Origin of the sequence: Paucibacter sp. B51 (assembly GCF_027863535.1) — a bacterium.
Taxonomy (GTDB): Bacteria; Pseudomonadota; Gammaproteobacteria; order Burkholderiales; family Burkholderiaceae_C; genus Paucibacter_A; species Paucibacter_A aquatilis.
Map to the genome: position 1 here is coordinate 538,157 of NZ_JAPIVN010000001.1, position 15,837 is coordinate 553,993.

Annotated in this window: 14 protein-coding genes; 11 read left to right on the forward strand and 3 right to left on the reverse strand. The window is 69.1% G+C overall.

Features of this window, described 5'->3' with window-relative positions:
* The first annotated feature begins 9 nt into the window (after positions 1–9).
* The 7 genes from OOB33_RS02255 (at position 10) to OOB33_RS02285 (ending at position 7,575) form a co-directional block, all read left to right on the forward strand.
* Positions 10–1,182 (forward strand): sensor histidine kinase, encoded by a 1,173-nt coding sequence (locus OOB33_RS02255; protein ID WP_271007483.1) that lies wholly within the window; start codon positions 10–12, stop codon positions 1,180–1,182.
* Positions 1,183–1,188: 6 nt separating this feature from the next.
* The gene (locus OOB33_RS02260; RefSeq protein WP_102769074.1) at positions 1,189–1,881 is read left to right on the forward strand and encodes a response regulator transcription factor; all 693 of its coding nucleotides are present in this window, start codon (positions 1,189–1,191) and stop codon (positions 1,879–1,881) included.
* The gene (locus OOB33_RS02265) at positions 1,875–2,777 is read left to right on the forward strand and encodes a hypothetical protein (RefSeq protein WP_271007484.1); all 903 of its coding nucleotides are present in this window, start codon (positions 1,875–1,877) and stop codon (positions 2,775–2,777) included. The genes OOB33_RS02260 and OOB33_RS02265 overlap by 7 nt, the downstream gene beginning before the upstream one ends.
* On the forward strand, positions 2,774–3,418 hold the full coding sequence (gene sctR / locus OOB33_RS02270) for a type III secretion system export apparatus subunit SctR (protein ID WP_271010004.1): 645 nt from the start codon (positions 2,774–2,776) through the stop codon (positions 3,416–3,418). The genes OOB33_RS02265 and sctR overlap by 4 nt, the downstream gene beginning before the upstream one ends.
* Positions 3,419–3,429: 11 nt before the next feature.
* The gene (sctS, locus tag OOB33_RS02275) at positions 3,430–3,699 is read left to right on the forward strand and encodes a type III secretion system export apparatus subunit SctS (RefSeq protein WP_102769071.1); all 270 of its coding nucleotides are present in this window, start codon (positions 3,430–3,432) and stop codon (positions 3,697–3,699) included.
* 15 nt (positions 3,700–3,714) lie between these two features.
* A complete protein-coding gene (gene sctT / locus OOB33_RS02280) occupies positions 3,715–4,518 on the forward strand; it encodes a type III secretion system export apparatus subunit SctT (protein ID WP_271007485.1) in 804 nt (267 codons plus the stop codon).
* Positions 4,519–4,662: 144 nt separating this feature from the next.
* Entirely contained in the window at positions 4,663–7,575 is a 2,913-nt protein-coding gene (locus OOB33_RS02285; RefSeq protein WP_271007486.1) for a serine/threonine-protein kinase, read from the forward strand.
* Between the two features lie 18 nt (positions 7,576–7,593).
* On the opposite strand, the gene OOB33_RS02290 is transcribed toward OOB33_RS02285, so the two are convergent.
* Complete coding sequence (locus OOB33_RS02290; RefSeq protein WP_271007487.1) at positions 7,594–9,036, reverse strand: M56 family metallopeptidase; 1,443 nt, start codon at positions 9,034–9,036, stop codon at positions 7,594–7,596.
* Complete coding sequence (locus OOB33_RS02295) at positions 9,029–9,427, reverse strand: BlaI/MecI/CopY family transcriptional regulator (RefSeq protein WP_271007488.1); 399 nt, start codon at positions 9,425–9,427, stop codon at positions 9,029–9,031. The genes OOB33_RS02290 and OOB33_RS02295 overlap by 8 nt, the downstream gene beginning before the upstream one ends.
* A gap of 309 nt (positions 9,428–9,736) precedes the next feature.
* Between OOB33_RS02295 and OOB33_RS02300 the strand changes: the two genes are divergently transcribed.
* Positions 9,737–10,357 carry a hypothetical protein gene (locus OOB33_RS02300; protein ID WP_102769066.1) on the forward strand — a complete coding sequence of 207 codons (621 nt, stop codon included), beginning with the start codon at positions 9,737–9,739 and terminating at the stop codon, positions 10,355–10,357.
* Positions 10,358–10,369: 12 nt separating this feature from the next.
* Here the strand turns inward: OOB33_RS02300 and OOB33_RS02305 are convergent, their stop codons facing one another.
* Positions 10,370–12,220, reverse strand: a complete 1,851-nt coding sequence (locus OOB33_RS02305) for a mechanosensitive ion channel family protein (RefSeq protein ID WP_271007489.1) — start codon at positions 12,218–12,220, stop codon at positions 10,370–10,372.
* Positions 12,221–12,275: 55 nt separating this feature from the next.
* Here OOB33_RS02305 and OOB33_RS02310 point away from each other — a divergent pair, with 55 nt between their 5' ends.
* The 3 genes from OOB33_RS02310 (at position 12,276) to OOB33_RS02320 (ending at position 15,833) form a co-directional block, all read left to right on the forward strand.
* A complete protein-coding gene (locus OOB33_RS02310) occupies positions 12,276–13,703 on the forward strand; it encodes a circularly permuted type 2 ATP-grasp protein (RefSeq protein WP_271007490.1) in 1,428 nt (475 codons plus the stop codon).
* A gap of 207 nt (positions 13,704–13,910) precedes the next feature.
* Positions 13,911–14,879, forward strand: coding sequence for an alpha-E domain-containing protein (locus OOB33_RS02315; RefSeq protein WP_271007491.1), 969 nt, complete (start codon positions 13,911–13,913; stop codon positions 14,877–14,879).
* Between the two features lie 123 nt (positions 14,880–15,002).
* Positions 15,003–15,833 carry a transglutaminase family protein gene (locus OOB33_RS02320; RefSeq protein ID WP_271007492.1) on the forward strand — a complete coding sequence of 277 codons (831 nt, stop codon included), beginning with the start codon at positions 15,003–15,005 and terminating at the stop codon, positions 15,831–15,833.
* Positions 15,834–15,837 lie beyond the last annotated feature (4 nt).

Sequence of the window (15,837 nt, forward strand, 5' to 3'; positions counted from 1 at the left end):
AGGATGACGATGAACGCTGCTGTTTGTGACACCCACACTGACGCCGAAGCCGGGAGCGAGCGCCTCTCGGCCGACAGCCTGAGTCTGCTCAGCCGCCTGGGCGAAACCGCTGCCTTGCTGGAGCAAGGCCGCCTGGTCTGGGCCTCGCGCACCTGGCAGGCCGCCTGGCCCAGCCTGCCGGAAGGCAGCAACCTGGCAGCGCTCGATGCGGCCCTGCCTGGCCTGCTCTTGGCCCTGCAGGCGCTGGCGCCGAGTGGCCTCTTGCAGCCGCTGAGCCTGAGCCCCGCCGCGCAGTGGGAGGCCAGCGCCCTGCCCCTGGCCCCGGGCCGCTGCCTGCTGCGCCTGAAGGACCGGCGCGAGCGCGCCCGCGTGCTGCAGCGCCAGCTGGACGACCGCGAGCAGCTGCTCTTCACCTCGCGCGTGATCTCGGTCGGCGAGATGGCCACCACCCTGGCCCATGAGCTGAACCAGCCCATCGGCGCGGCCAGCAATCTGCTGCGCGGCCTGCGCATGCGCCTGGCGCGGCGCGCGGCCGAGAAGCCCGCCGCCGCGCTCAGCAGCGAGGAAAGCGGCGCGCTCGAACGGGCGCTGGAACAGCTGAGTTTTGCGGCCCGGGTGATCACGCGCATCCGCGAGTTCACCCATTCGCGCCAACCGCGCCTGCAGCGCCTGGACCTTGCGGCCCTGCTGCGTGAATCGCTGGGCCTGCTGGACTGGGACCTGCAGCGCAGCGAGGTGCAGCTGAGCCTGGACCTGCCCAGCCAACCCCTGCTGGTGCGCGGCGACGCGGTGATGCTGCAGCAGGTGCTTGTCAATCTGATGCGCAACGCCCTGGACGCAATGCGCCAGCCTCCCGCCCAGACGGTACCGCGCCTGGGTCTGCGCCTGCGCAGCGAGCAGGGCCAGGCCCTGCTGCAGGTGCAGGACAACGGCTGCGGCCTGAGCGAGGCGGCGGAGAAAAACCTGTTCGTGCCTTTCGCCTCGACCAAGCCCTCGGGCATGGGTGTGGGCCTGGCCATCTGCCGCTCCTTCATCGAGCTGCACCAGGGCCGGCTCTGGTTCAGCCGCAATCCCGAGCGCGGCTGCAGCTTCCACATCGACCTGCCGCTCGACAGCGGCGCCCCCGCCAGCGCGGCGGATCGCTTGGCCGCGCCCTCTCCCCAACCCATCCGCCTGGAGTGAAGCCCGATGTCCCAGCCCTCACCCACCATCTACCTGATCGACGACAACGCCGATTTCCGCGCCTCGGCCGAGTTCTGGCTCGATGCCGCCGGCTACCAGGTGCAGGCCCTCGGCGACCCGGAGCAGGCGCTGCAAGCCCTGGGCCGGCATCCGAGCGCCGAGCGCGGCTGCGTGCTGATGGATGTGCGCATGCCCGAGATCTCGGGCCTGGATCTGCATGACCGCATGAACGAGCGCGGCCTGGACCTGCCCGTGGTCTATATGAGCGGCCATGCCGATGTGGCCCTGGCGGTGCGCGCCATGCAAAAAGGCGCGGTCAGCTTTCTGGAAAAGCCGCTCGACGAGGAGGCCCTGGAGCGCGCGCTGCAAGCGGCCTTTGCCCGCATGGAAGCGCGGCAGCAGCAGGCCAAGCAGATCGCGCCGGAGGACGAGGCCGGCCCGCACAGCAAGGCCGAGGCCGGCGACAGCCCCGGCGCGCAGGAGTTCCGCCGCCGCGAGGCCACGCTGGCGCCGCGCGAGCGCGAGGTGCTGGGCTGGGTGATCCAGGGCATCTACAACAAGAACATCGCCGACCGCATGCAGCTCTCGGTCAAGACCATCGAGCTCTACCGCGCCCGCGGCATGGGCAAGATGGGCGCACGCTCGGTGGCCGAGCTGACGCGCATGATGGTCAGCCGCCAGGTGGAGGGCGCATGCTGAGCCCGGCCCCGCAAGCACCCGCAGCGCGGGGCGAACGCCTGCACGAGCCTGCGGCGGAGGGCCATGCGACCCGGCTCAGCCTGGCCGCCGACAGCCCGAGCGGCCCCGTGCAGCTGCTGCTGCCGCCCGAGCTGCACAGCCCCGCCCAGGCCGCCCTGCTGCTGCACCGCGCAGCCACCTGGCTCGATGCGCTGGAGGACTGGCTGGCCCCGGGCGAGCTGCTGCACTGGGCACCGGCCGAGGCGGCGGGCCCCGGCACCGCACCGGGCCGGCTGCGCGCCGCCATCGCCTGGGGCCACCGGACCGACGAGTTCGGCGGCCCGCAAGGCCTGGAGCTGGAGGCCGCGCCCCTGTTCCAGCGCCCCGCGCCGCCGCCCCTGCTGGGCCTGCAATGGCCGGCCCTGGCGGCCGAGCTGCTGCTGGGCCGGCAAGACCTGCCCCCCGAAGACCTGGCCGGCCTGGCCCTGGGCAGCGTGCTGCTGATCGAGGCCAGCTTCTGCAGCGATTGGCAGGCCTGGCTGCGCCTGCCCGCCGCCTGCACCGCCATGGCCCCGACCTGGGGGCGCAGCCTGTGCGCCGGCAGCGAAGCCAGCTGGTTCGACCGCCCCAGCGGCCTGGCCGCGCGCGCGCCGGGCAGCGGCGTGCTGGAGTTCCGCCAGGCCCTGGCCGAGCCCCTGCCGGCCGAGCGCCTGTTCGGTTGGGCGCCGCTGGCCACGGCCTTGCTGCCCTCCACGCTCATCAGCCTGTGGTGGGTGGACCGCAGCGGCCAGCAGCCCGACTGCGAGTTGGCGCGCGGCGAGCGCCTGGCCTGGGGCCGGGGTCAGGCCTTGCGGGTGACCGAGCTGTGCGCGCCCGAGCGCTGCGCCCAGCTGCAGGCGGAGCGTGCATGGATCTGAATCAGTTCTCGCCCGCCTCGGCCCTGCTGACGGTGGTGCTGCTGTCGCTGGCGCCTTTCGTCGCGGTGATGGTGACCTCCTTCACCAAGCTGGTGGTGGTGTTCGGCCTGCTGCGCAATGCCCTGGCCTTGCAGCAGACCCCGCCCAATATCGTGCTCAATGGCCTGGCCCTGGTGCTGAGCGTGTATGTGATGTACCCGGTCGGGGTGCAGATGCAGCAGCGCATCGGTGACAAGCCCCTGGGCAGCAATGCCCAGGCCATGCTGGCCGCGGCCGACCAGGCCAAGGAACCGCTGCGCGAGTTCCTGATCCGCCACACCCGGCCGCTGGAGCGCGCCTTTTTTCTGAAGACCGCGCAACGCTCCCTGCCCCCCGATGCGGCAGAAGCCCTGAGCGAGCGCGACTTCATCGTCGTGGTGCCGGCCTTCACCGTGAGCGAGTTGTCGGTGGCTTTCGAGATCGGCTTCTTGATCTTCCTGCCCTTTCTGGTGGTCGATCTGGTGGTGGCCAACATCCTGATGGCCATGGGCATGCAGATGCTTTCGCCCACCACCGTGTCCCTGCCCTTCAAGCTGCTGCTGTTCGTGCTGATCGACGGCTGGGTGAAGCTGGTGCACGGCCTGATCCTGACCTACCACTGAGGCCCAAACCCATGAACAACGAAGTGATCCAGCTGACGCAACAGGCGCTGTGGTTTGTGCTGCTGCTGTCGGCACCGCCGATCCTGGTGGCGGCCGTGGTCGGCTTGCTGGTGGCTTTTGTGCAGGCGGCCACGCAGCTGCAGGAGCAGACCCTGCCCTTTCTGCTCAAGTTCCTGGCCATTGTGCTGACGCTCTTCGTCACCGCCTCGCTGCTGGGCGGCGGGCTGTACCAGTTCAGCGACCGGGTGTTCAGCGACTTCGCCAGCCTGGTGCGGCGCTGAGCGCGGGCGCGCCGCATGGACTTTCTCGCCACCCTGGATCTGGGCCAGGCCCTGCTGCTCTGGGGTCTGTGCGCCGCGCGCATCGCCACGGCCTTCCTGCTGCTGCCCCTGTTCAGCCAGGATGTCGTGCCCAGCCTGGTGCGCAATGCCATCTTCATGAGCCTGGCCGGCCTGGCCATGGCCTTGCAAGGGCCGGCCCTGCTGCAGGCGAAGCTGCCCTGGGGTGATGCCTGGGGCCTGCTGCTTTGCCTGGGGCGCGAGGTGTTCATCGGTGCGGCGCTGGGCTTCTTCTGGGCCCTGCTGCTTTGGGCCTTTGAGGCGGCGGGCCAGATCATCGACACCAAGATCGGCGCCACCACGGCGCAGATCGTCGATCCGCTGGGCGGGCACCAGACCTCGCTGAACGGCGCCCTGCTCTCGCGCCTGGGGGGCTGGGTGTTCATGAGCAGCGGCGGCTTCATGCTGATGGTGGGCAGCTTGCTGGACAGCTATGCCCTGCTGCCCCTGCATGGGCAAGACCTGACCCTGTGGCCCGGCGGCGCGCGCCTGTTCGAGACCGGCTTCGGCCGCCTGATGGCCTTGAGCCTCTTGATCGCAGCGCCCGCCCTGCTGCTGAGCTGGGTGATGGACATGGCCATGGGCTTGATCAACCGCTTTGCGCCACAGCTCAATGTGGCCTCGGTGGCCAGCTCGCTCAAGAGCGTGGCGGTGGTCTGGTTGCTGTGGCTGCAGCTGGCCTTTCTGGCCGAGCAGCTGGGCGGCCAGCTGATGCAGCAGCCAGCGGCCTTGAAGGCCCTGCTGCTGCAGCTCTGGCGCTGACACCGGCCACGGTCGGGCCGGTGCGGAGCGGGGCTCATGGCTAGGGGCAAGTGGGGGGTTCGGCCGTCACAAGCTTGGCGTACAGTCGCCCAGCCCTTCCCCTGATGTTCCTGCTGATCCGGCCTTGCGCCCCTCTACCCACCCATGTCTGCCGATCGTGCCCAATGGCAACGCCTGTCCGCCCTGCTCAATGAAGCGCTGGATCTCAGCGCCGGCGCGCGGCAGGCCTGGCTGACCCGGCTGCACCAGGAAGATGCAGAGCTGGCCCGGCAGGTGGCCGATCTGCTGGCCAATGAAGCCACCTTGCCCAGCATCGGGCCACGGGTGGCTGCAGCCCCAACCACCAGCCCACGCGAGCCGGCACCGAGGCCGGCTGCCGCCGTATCGGTCGATCGCGAGCCGGCCACGCACGAAGCCACGCCCACCACCCCGGTGCCCGCCCCGCAGACGCCGGCCCAGCGCCTGGGCGCCTGGTCTTTGCTCTCGCGCATCGGCCAGGGTGGCATGGGCGAGGTCTGGCTGGCCGAGCGGGCCGATGGGCTCTACCATGCCCGCGCCGCCATCAAGCTGCTGCGCAGCGACCTCGATGCCCGCCAGCTGGGCGCCCGCTTTGCGCGCGAACGCGCGGTGCTGGGCCGGCTCAACCACCCCGGCATTGCCCGCCTGCTGGACGCCGGCATCGGCGCCCAGGGCCAGGCCTATCTGGTGCTGGAGCATGTCGAGGGCCGCGCGCTCAACGACCATGTGCTGCACCAATGCCCGCGCCTGACCGAGCGCGTGCAGCTGCTGATCCGCGTGGCCGAGGCGGTGGACCACGCCCATGCCCAGCTGATCGTGCACCGCGACCTCAAACCCACCAATGTGCTGGTGCAGGCCGATGGCCAGCCCAAGTTGCTGGACTTCGGCATCGCCGCCCTGCTGGAAGACGAGCAGGGCGACGCCAACCACGACCTGACCCGCCAGGCCGGCCTGAGCCTGACGCTCAACTACGCCGCCCCCGAGCAGCTGCTGGGCGACCTGATCGACACCCGGGCTGATGTCTTCGCCCTCGGCGTGATGCTGTTCGAGCTGCTCAGCGGCAGCCTGCCCTTCGCGCCGCGCGGCAGCAAGCGCACCGCCACCGAGCGCGCGCTGCTGCATGATGAACCGCTGCGCCTGGCCGTGGCCGCGGAGCACACGGGCGCGCACTACGACCCGGCCAGCCCGGGCCTGCCGGCCGATGCCCAGCTGGCCCAAGGGGATCTGGAGGCCATCGTTGCCAAGGCCTTGCGCAAGAAGCCGGCCGATCGCTACGGCAGCGTGCGCGAGCTGATCAACGACCTGCAGCGCTGGCTGGAGCACCGCCCGGTGAGCGTGCGCCGCGAAGACTGGCGCCATCGCACCCGCCTGCTGCTGCGCCGCAATGCCTTGGCGGTGGGCGCGGGCAGCCTGGTGCTGCTGAGCCTGGGCGCCGGCCTGGGCGTGGCCACCTGGCAGTGGCAGCGGGCCGATGCCGCGGCGCGCCAGTCCGACCAGGTGACGCGCTACCTGACCGACCTGCTGGCCACCGCCACGCCCGAGGCCCATGGCGGCCAGTGGCCCACCGTGCTGCAGCTGCTGATGGAAAGCCGCGACGAGCTGCCGCAGAAGTTCGCCAACGACCCCGACACCCGGCTGCGCCTGCTCGAGGTGCTGAGCAACACCTTTGGCGCCCTCAACCATTTCGACGCCGCCTTTCCCCTGGCCGAGCAATGGACCCAGCTGGCCCTGGAGCGCCACGGCGCCGGCAGCCCGCAGGCCCTGCAAGCCCAGCTGGGCCAGGCCTGGTTGTGGCAGATCAGCGGCCACCATGTGGAATCCATGGCCTTGCTCGAGCCCTTGCACGGCGCCATCGTCAAGACCTTTGGCGAGATCTCCGAACCGCACAGCCTGACCCTGCAGGTGCTGGCCGCCAATGCCATGCACCTGGGGCGGCTGGACGACGCCGAACGCATCCTGACCCAAAGCGGCGCCCTGCAGCAGCGCCTGCACCCGGGCGGCGCGCTCGAGCGGGCCGACTATCTCAACAATCTGCGCGTGCTGCGCAACGAGCAGGGCCGGCCACGCGAGGCCCTGGCCGCGCTGGAAGCCACGCGCGACCTGTGGGACACGCGCGATCCCAAGCTGGCCATGCAGATGCTGGTGATCCGCCAGAACCACCTGACCGATCTGCTGCGACTGAACCAGTTCGAGGGCGCGCTGCAAACCCACCGCAAGCTGATCGATGACATGAACCGTGTGCTGGGCCCGGGCAATGACCTGAGCTTCCTGGAGCACCGCGGCTTCATTCCCGAATACTTCCTCGCACGCGGCCAATACGGCGAGGCGCAGCGCGAGGTGCAAAGCCTGATCGACACGGCAGCGCGCGACAAGACCTGGCCCGAGAGCGCGCAGCTGCGCCTGCTCAGCATGGCCTTGATCGCCCAGACCCGCCACCAGCTGCAGACCGCCGGCGGCAGCAACAAGCCGCCGCAGGCCCGCAGCGAAGTGCCAGCCATGCCAGGCCGCACGCGGCAGGAGCTGATGCAGCTGCTCGATCGCCTGCGCCAGAACAGCAGCCTCACGCAAAGGCAGCGCAGCGGCATTGCCCTGGACCTGGCCGAGGTGGCCCTGGCCTTCGACGAGGCCGCGCTGGCCGAGCTCTGCATGCAGTCCATCGACGCCAGCAACCGCCGCGAAGCGCATGGCAGATCACGCTTGCTGATGGTGGAGGCCCAGCTCGCGCGCGGCCAGGGCGATTTGGCCCGCAGCCGCAGCCTGCAGGACAAGCGCGTGGCGGCGCTGGAAGCCAGCACCGACCCGGCCACCGCCTTCAGCTGGTCGGCCCATCTGGACCTGGCCTACACCCAGCTGCTTCAGGGCGAGACCCAAGCCGCCCAGGCCAGCCTGGACCGTGCCCTCACACGCCGCCCCGCCACCCTGCCCAGCGGCCACCCGCTGGACAGCCTGGGCGCCAGCCTGCAGGCCTGGATCCAGGCCGGCAAGCCACCGTCGGCCCGGCCGCGCGCTTCACTGGGAGCGGCCTTCATCAGCTCGTGAGGGTGGGCCGGCAGTGCCTCAGGGTTGAGGGCGGTCCACCACTGGCTTGAGGACGGTCAGGCTTTCGGCGATCACCCAGTGGGTGTTCAGATCCAGGCGCAGCACCTGGCCGTCTTTGTCGTCGCTGACTTCGATGCGGGCCGGCTCTCCGGCCTTGACGATCAGCGCCGGCTTCGCAACCACGCGCAGATTGCCGTGCCAATCCTCACCCGAGGCGTAGGGCACGCTGGCGTCTCCGCGCAGGATGACCAAGTCGAGACGGAATTTGTCATCGGCCAGCGTTGTGGGTTCCATGCGGATCAACCACGACGAGTCCTGACGCGATTCACCCGGCTTGTCGGTGAAAAAGAAATTGGGTTTGGACTGCCAGGTGGTGCCGCGCAGGGCACGCTTCAACTCGCCATTGATGCGGATGTCGATGTCGGTCTCCACCAGGTGATAGCCCGCCTGCACCGGCGGCACGGCTGGCTTTTTGGCGGCCGTGGCCGGCGCGGGCTTCAGGGCATGAACCAGGCCGGCGCTGCCGAGGCTGAGCCCCAGGGTCAGGGAAAGGGCCAGGCGGCGGCGCCATTGCGGCAGGCGGTGGTGGGCTTTCAACATCTGAACTCTCTCCAGCAAAGGGTGTTGGGCCTGCCAGCTGCAGGCCAAGGTACTGCCACGGAAATGGGGCGTCAGGGACTGCAGGTCCTGGGCCTTGAGCAAGGCGCTGGCGTAGGCGGCCAGGGCGGCGCGCGGCTGCGCTTGCAGCACACGGGCATCGCAGGCCAGCTCCTGGTCGGCGCGCAGGCGGCGCAGGCCCCACCAGGCCAACGGGTTGAACCAGTGCAGGGCGCAGATCAGATGAGCCAGCAAATGGCTGAGGTTGTCGCGGCGCTGCTGGTGCACGGCCTCGTGCGCCAGGATCAAGCGCTGCTCGGCGGGGCTGAAGCTGGACTCAAAATCCTCTGCCAGGCACAGGCGCGGGCGCAGCAGGCCCACCAGGGCCGGGCCGGTGCCGGCCGGTGAACGCCAGCAGCCGCCCTCGGCATCGAAACGCAGACCCGCCATCAAGCGGGCATGACGCGCGGCCAGCAGGCCCAGGCACAGCAGCACCCCAAGCGCCCAGATCAGGACGAGCAAGACAGGCCAAGCGAAGCCGGCGCTGTCGCCCGCCGCCTCGGGCAAGGCCGACCAGTCGAGCAAGGAGTCCGGGCTCCAGGACCCCAAGGCCTGGGCTTGGAGGCGCAGCACCACCGCGGGCACAAAGGCGTCGGAGCGCGGCCAGGCCATGCCGAGCAGGAGCAGCGGCAGGGCCAGCCAGGCCGCGTAGGTGGCGCCTGCGCCCAGCAGACGCAGCAAAGCCGGCCGCAGCAGCCACAGCAAGAGCAGAGCGCCGCTGAGCACCAGGGTTTGCAAGCCCAGGCTGGGCAGCAGCTGTGTGGCCAGATCGGCCGGGGCGGTGCCGAGGGAAGCCTCAGTCATTTTCATAGTCCTGAATCAGTTGCTTGAGCGCCTTCAGCTCGGCCGCGCTGAGCTTGCGCTGGGCCGAGAAATGGGCCACCAGCGGCGTCAGCCGGCCCTGGAACAGGCGGTCGATCAAGCCCAGGCTCTGGCTGCTCAGCCAGTCTTCGCGGCTCAGCAGCGGGCTGTAGAGGTAGCGCCGGCCGTCTTTCTCGGCGCTGATGGCGCCTTTGGTGAACAGGCGGTTGACCAGGGTCTTGACGGTGGCGAGCTGCCAGTCCTGGCGTTCGGCCAGGGCCTCGGCGATCTCGTCGGCGCCTTGCGGGTGGCGCTGCCAGAGCACCTCCATGACCTGGGCTTCGGCGTCCGAGATGCTGATCGGTGGCGGCGGTGCTGCGTCTTTCTTGGCCATGGCAAGCGGGCTCAGTCGGGATATCGAGTTACTGGTTTATCGATTACTTTCGTAAACGAAGCGTATGTTTACCGATGTAATCGAATTCGTCAAGCAGGGCGGGCAGGCTCGATCTGCAACGAGTCGCAACAACAGGGCCTCCAGTCGCGCCATAGCAACATCTGACACCCCTGGCAAGCCCTGATATGCGGGTGTCACAGAGCCCTCTTAGACTCGCGGCCCGAAGCGTGAACAAAGTCACATCCTCAAGACAAGGGATGCTTGTCAACGCAACGCGGTTTTTCAACACCCCAGGGAAGGGACCTGCTCGTGGAACTGCTCGATACCTCGGCCTTGTTGCGCATGCTGGCCCTGTACACCCATGTATTGGCCTGTTTTGCGGCGGCAGCCAGTGTGGTTCTGGGTGATGTGGCCATCTTCATGCCCAAACGGGTGGATCGGGTGCTGCTGCGCAAGGCCTCGCGCCTGGTCTTTCTGTCTCTGCTGGCGCTGTGGGTCTCGGGCCTGGTGCTGATCGGCATCGACACCGGATTCGATCTGACCGTCATCCTGGACAAGCCCAAGCTGCTGGCCAAGCTCAGCGTCGTATCCATCCTCACCCTCAATGGCTGGGCCTTGCACCGCTGGGCATTTCCACGCCTGGCATCGCCTCAGGAAGCGCCGCACAAAGCCGCCGGCCTGCCGGCCCTACTGGGTGGTGTGAGCAGCGCGTCCTGGCTGTTTGCGGCCTTCCTGGGTGTGGCCAAGCCCCTGGCCATCGTGCTGCACTACCCCGGTTTCATGGCGCTCTATGCCGCCAGCCTGGCCCTGGCGATTGCCATTGCCCTGGGTCTGATGCGGCAGCGCCTGGCGCGCCAGTTGCTCATCAGCGACGACGACACCATCTACAGCGTGCTCCAGGACGAGCCCCGGGGCATGCCAGCAGCCTGAGGCAGCCTGCCCTCACCGGGCTGGCTGCGCCCCTTCGGGCCGGGCCGGCGCGCTGAACCAGGCGCTGCGCGGCACAAACTTCGGGCTGGCCGGGTCGCCCAGGTAATGCGGCGACATGATCTGCACGCCGTACTCGTTGAACACATCCTGGATGTTCGCGTGCAGCTGGCTCAACACCTCGGCGCGCGGGCGCGGCTGGCTGGGCGCGGCCTGGCAGACCAGGCGGTACTCGGGGTAGAAGTCCGACAAGGCGGTCTGGAACACCCGGGCCGGCGGCAGCTCCAGCACGCCGGGCGTGCGCCGGGCCGCCTCCAGCAACATGGCCTCGACCTGACGCCAGGGCGTGTCGTAGCCGATCGTCACCGTGGTGTCGACGACATAACCGACGCCCTGCACGGCGCGCGAATAGTTCTTGGTGACCGAACCCATGACCAGAGAATTGGGCAGGGTCAGCTCCTCGCCCAGGCCGGTGCGAATGCGGGTGGTGAACATGCCCAGCTCGGTGATGGTGCCCTCATGCTCCTGCACCCGCACGTACTCGCCCACGCGGATGGTGCGCGAGAACATCAGGATCAAGCCGCTGGCGCCCTGGCCGACGATGCTGGAGGCGCCGAGGGAAATCATCAGGCCCAGCAGCACCGACATGCCCTTGAAGGCCTCGCTGCCCGAGCCCGGCAGGTAGGGATAGGCCATCACCAGGGCAAACAACCAGATGCCAGTGTTGATGATGCGGCGCGAGGGGCGCACGGTGTCGCGGTCCATCCAGCCCAGGCTGGCCTGGCCGGCCTCGATGCGGTCGAACACCGGCTTGAGCAGGCCGGTGGCTGCGCGTGCCATGGCAAAGATCACCAGGGCGATGAAAAGATCGGGCAGGGCATGCAGCACGCCGCTGCCGATCTTGAGCAGCACCGCCAGCAGGTAGGCGCTCAGCTGCTCGCCCCAGGGCCGGGTGTAAGGGAACTGGCTCAGCACCAGGCTCAGCCACTGGTAGCTGATCAAGGCCATCAAGCCCCAGCCCAGGCCCAGCACCAGCCAGTGGCTGAAGCTCAAGAGCTTGTCGCGCTGCAGCAGCGGAGTGCCGGCCAGGTGCAAGGCGCCGCTGCGCGAGGCCATGCGGGCCGCCAGGCGTGCATCAAGCGCCCGCTGGCCGCGCCGCACGGCCCAGAGCAGGCCGACAAAGACCAGGCTGGCCGCCAGGCTGTAGAGCGCCGCATGCCACAGCCGGCGCTGGTCGCGGCTCTCGCGCGTCTCGGCAATCAGCTGCTCCAGCTGGCGCTTGGCCTCGGCCACGGTGCTGTCCAGGGTGGCACCGCTGGCCACATCGACATCCTCGGGCGTCAGGATCAGGGCCATCTCGCCGTCCAGCATCAGCATCTGGCCCTGGGCTTCCTTGCGCACCGTCACCTCGCCGGCTCCTGAGCGGGCCAGCACCTCGTTCATGTAGAGATGGGTGCGGCGCGCCCGCTCGGCAGGGCTGACGCCCAGAAAGGGCGCGCGGTACTCGGCAATGCGGCGGTTCAGGATCTGCACCGGGGCGCTGGGCGCCGCGCTCACTGCGGATGCGGCTGGCGCCGGTGCCACCACCTGGGCCGAGGCGACCGCGCCCGTCAACCAGAGCAGGAGCGACGCGAGAACATGCCAGGGCCGCAGACGGCAGCCCCCGAAACGGAACACGTGCATCAACTCGGCTTCTCCCTCGTTCACATGGCCTTGCAAGCATAGCCGCAGCGCTGCGCGCACCAATCTGCGGCAAGCCCCATGCACCAGGCCCAGGCAGGCCCGCGCCGCGCACCAAAGCGGCGCATGCTCGGGCGAGACCGTGCGCAAGCCAGCGCCAGCCGCCTCGGCCAGCAGCGATCCCAAACGGGCACAGGGCTTGCATTCAGCCCCCCGCAAAGGCCACGGAGACGACCACGCCATGCACGCCCTCACCCTGCCCGCCCCGGGCCATTACGACGAGATGCTGCTGCCCAGCGGCGCCCTGCGGCCGCATTACCAGTCCTTCGCGCACTGGTTGCATGCCCAGACCCCCGAAGCCCTGGCCAAGAAACGGGCCGAGGCCGACCTGCTCTTCCACAAGGTCGGCATCACCTTCGCCGTTTACGGCGACGAGGCCGGCGCCGAGCGCCTGATCCCCTTCGACACCGTGCCCCGCATCGTGCCGGCCGAGGAGTGGCGCATGTTGGAAGCAGGCCTTCGCCAGCGCGTCAATGCGCTGAACCGTTTCCTCTGGGACATCTACCACGACCATGAGATCGTCAAAGCCGGCCTGGTGCCGGCCGAGCAGGTCTTCGCCAACGCCCAGTACCAGCCGGCCATGCAGGGCCTGGATCTGCCGCACGGCATCTACGCCCACATCACCGGCGTCGACCTGATCCGCCACGCCGACGGCGGCTACTACGTGCTGGAAGACAATCTGCGCGTACCCAGCGGCGTCAGCTACATGCTGGAAAACCGCAAGATGATGATGCGGCTCTTCCCCGAGCTCTTCGCCAAATACCCCGTGGCGCCGGTGGCCCACTACCCCACCCTGCTGCTCAACACCTTGCGCCATGCCTCGGTGGCCGAGAACCCGACCGTGGTGGTGCTGACCCCGGGCCCCTTCAACAGCGCCTACTTCGAGCATGCCTTCCTGGCCCAGCAGATGGGTGTGGAGCTGGTCGAGGGCCAGGACCTGTTCGTCAAGGACGAGTTTCTCTACATGCGCACCACGGTCGGCCCCAAGCGGGTGGACGTGATCTACCGCCGCATCGACGATGCCTTCCTCGACCCGATCGCCTTCCGTGCCGATTCGATGTTAGGCGTTCCAGGGCTCTTGTCCGTCTACAAGCAGGGTCACCTGATCCTGGCCAATGCCATCGGCACCGGCGTGGCGGACGACAAGTCCATCTACCCCTATGTGCCGGACATGATCCGCTTCTACCTCGGCGAAGAGCCCATCCTGCACAACGTGCCGACCTGGCAATGCCGCAAGCCGGCCGATCTGGACCATGTGCTCACCCACATGGCCGAGCTGGTGGTGAAGGAAGTGCATGGCGCGGGCGGCTACGGCATGCTGGTCGGCCCGGCCTCGACGGCGGCCGAAGTGGCCGATTTCAAGCAACGGGTCAAGGCCAACCCCGCCAACTACATCGCCCAGCCCACGCTCTGCCTGTCCAGCTGCCCGACCTTTGTCGAGGCCGGCATCGCCCCGCGCCACATCGATCTGCGCCCCTTCGTGCTGACCGGCCGTGAGGTGAATATGGTGGCCGGCGGCCTGACCCGCGTGGCCTTGAAGCAAGGCTCCCTGGTGGTGAATTCGTCCCAAGGCGGCGGCACCAAAGACACCTGGATCCTGGAAGCATGAAGGCCCACCCCCGTAGCGCTTCGCGCGCCAGAGCACAGAGGTTCTGGCCATCGCCAGGCACAAGCGGCCCTCAGGACCGCCTGTGTCCGGGCAATGCCCCCTGCAAGGGGGCAAGCCCGTGGGCCCGGCCAAGCCGGAGCCCCGGGCTCCGCTGGGCTCGGCCACTCTTGTGCCAGCCGCGCCCCCATCCAACCACGGAGTGCTTCCATGTTGTCTAGGACCGCCGCCCAGCTCTACTGGATGAGCCGCTATGTCGAGCGCGCCGAGAACCTCGTGCGCATGCTGGACGTCACCCATTCCCTCTCGCTGCTGCCGCAGTCGCGCGGCGCCATGACCGAGCTGGCGGCGCCGCTGGCCGTCACCGGCACGCTGGAGGCCTTCACTGCCAGCCAGCAGCCGCTGGAGGCCGAGCGCCTGTTCAACTTCATGGCCCTGGATCTGAGCAACCCGGCCTCGGTGCTGAGCTGCCTGCGCCAGGCGCGCGAGAACGCCCATGCGGTGCGCGGACAGATCACCGCCGAGATGTGGGAGGCCATCAACAGCACCTGGCTGGAGGGGCGCGAGTTCCCCAAGCGCGGCATCGCCAGCGTCTCCAGCTTTTTCGACTGGGTGAAGGAGCGCTCCCACCTGTTTCGAGGCGCCACCTACGGCACCTTGCAGCGCAGCGACGCTTACTGCTTCATCCGCCTGGGCACCTTCATCGAGCGGGCCGACAACACCGCCCGCCTGCTCGATGTGAAGTCGCAGCTGATCGAGCCGGCCGTGGACAGCCTGATGCCGCTGGACATGCCCACCGAGAGCGCGCCCGATTTCTACGCCTGGAGCGCGCTGCTGCGCTCGCTCTCGGCCTTCGAGGCCTATCACGCGGTCTACCGCGACGCGCTGGACAGCAGGCGTGTGACCGAGCTGCTGATCCTGCGCCCCGATGTGCCGCGTTCGCTGCGCGCCTGCTGCGACGAGATCCGTGAGATCCTGCCCCTGATCGAGGCGCGCAGCGGCGCGCTCGACGCCGGCCGCCAGGTCAAGCTGCTGGCCGGCCGCCTGGCCCTGCGCCTGGCCTATGGCGAGGTGGGCGAGATCCTGGCCACCGGCGTGCACCGCTGGCTGACCGGCTTTCTGGAGGAATCGGCCCAGCTCAGCGACGCAATCCGCCTGGCCTATCTGGAGGCGAACTGAGTCGTGGGGTGAACGAGTGAACAGGTGAACCAGTGAACTTGTGAATACCAAGCGAGCACCTGCGACAGCACCCTCTCACCATTCACCCATTCACCCATTCACCTGTTCACCTGCCCCCCCACCATGCACCTCGCTATCCACCACGAAACGGTTTACCGCTACCAGCACCCGGTGCAGCGCAGCACCCAGGTTCTGCGCCTGACACCGACCGATGGCAGCCGCCAGCGCGTGCTGCGCTGGGAGCTGAACCTTCCGGCCGCGGCCAGCCGCGGGCTCGATGCCTACGGCAACACCATGCATGTACTGACCCTGGACCGGCCGCACAGCGAGATCCACCTCCATGCCTGCGGCGTGGTCGAAACCGACGACGGCCCGCCCACGCCCGACCCGCGCGACGGCCGCTTCCCGCCCGAGGTCTTTCTGCGCGACTCGCCCCTGACCCAGGCCGATGCGGCCCTGCGTGACTTCGCCGCCGCCCATGCCGCCGCCGTGTCGGCCGACGCCCGCGAAGGTCTGATGGCCATGCTGCAGGCCCTGGCCCTGCACATGCCCTACACCCCCGGCTCCACCGACGCGGCCACGCCGGCGGCCGAGGCCTTTGCCGCCCGCCTGGGCGTCTGCCAGGACCATGCCCAGGTCTTTGCCACCTGCGCGCGCCTGCTCGGCATCCCCACGCGCTATGTCAGCGGCTACCTTGCGGCCGACACCGAGCATGTGGCCAGCCATGCCTGGGCCGAGGCCCGGCTGCCGGGCTCGGCGGAAGAAGGCGGTGGCTGGCTGGGCTTTGATGTCAGCAACCAATGCCTGGCCGACGGCCGCTATGTGCAGCTGGCCATGGGCGCCGACTACCTCGACGCCTGCCCCGTGCGCGGCATGCGCCTGGGCGGCGGGCAGGAGGCGCTGCGCGCCGCCGTGCGCGTGGCACCCACACCCGCGCCGGCCGAGCAGCAATGAGCCC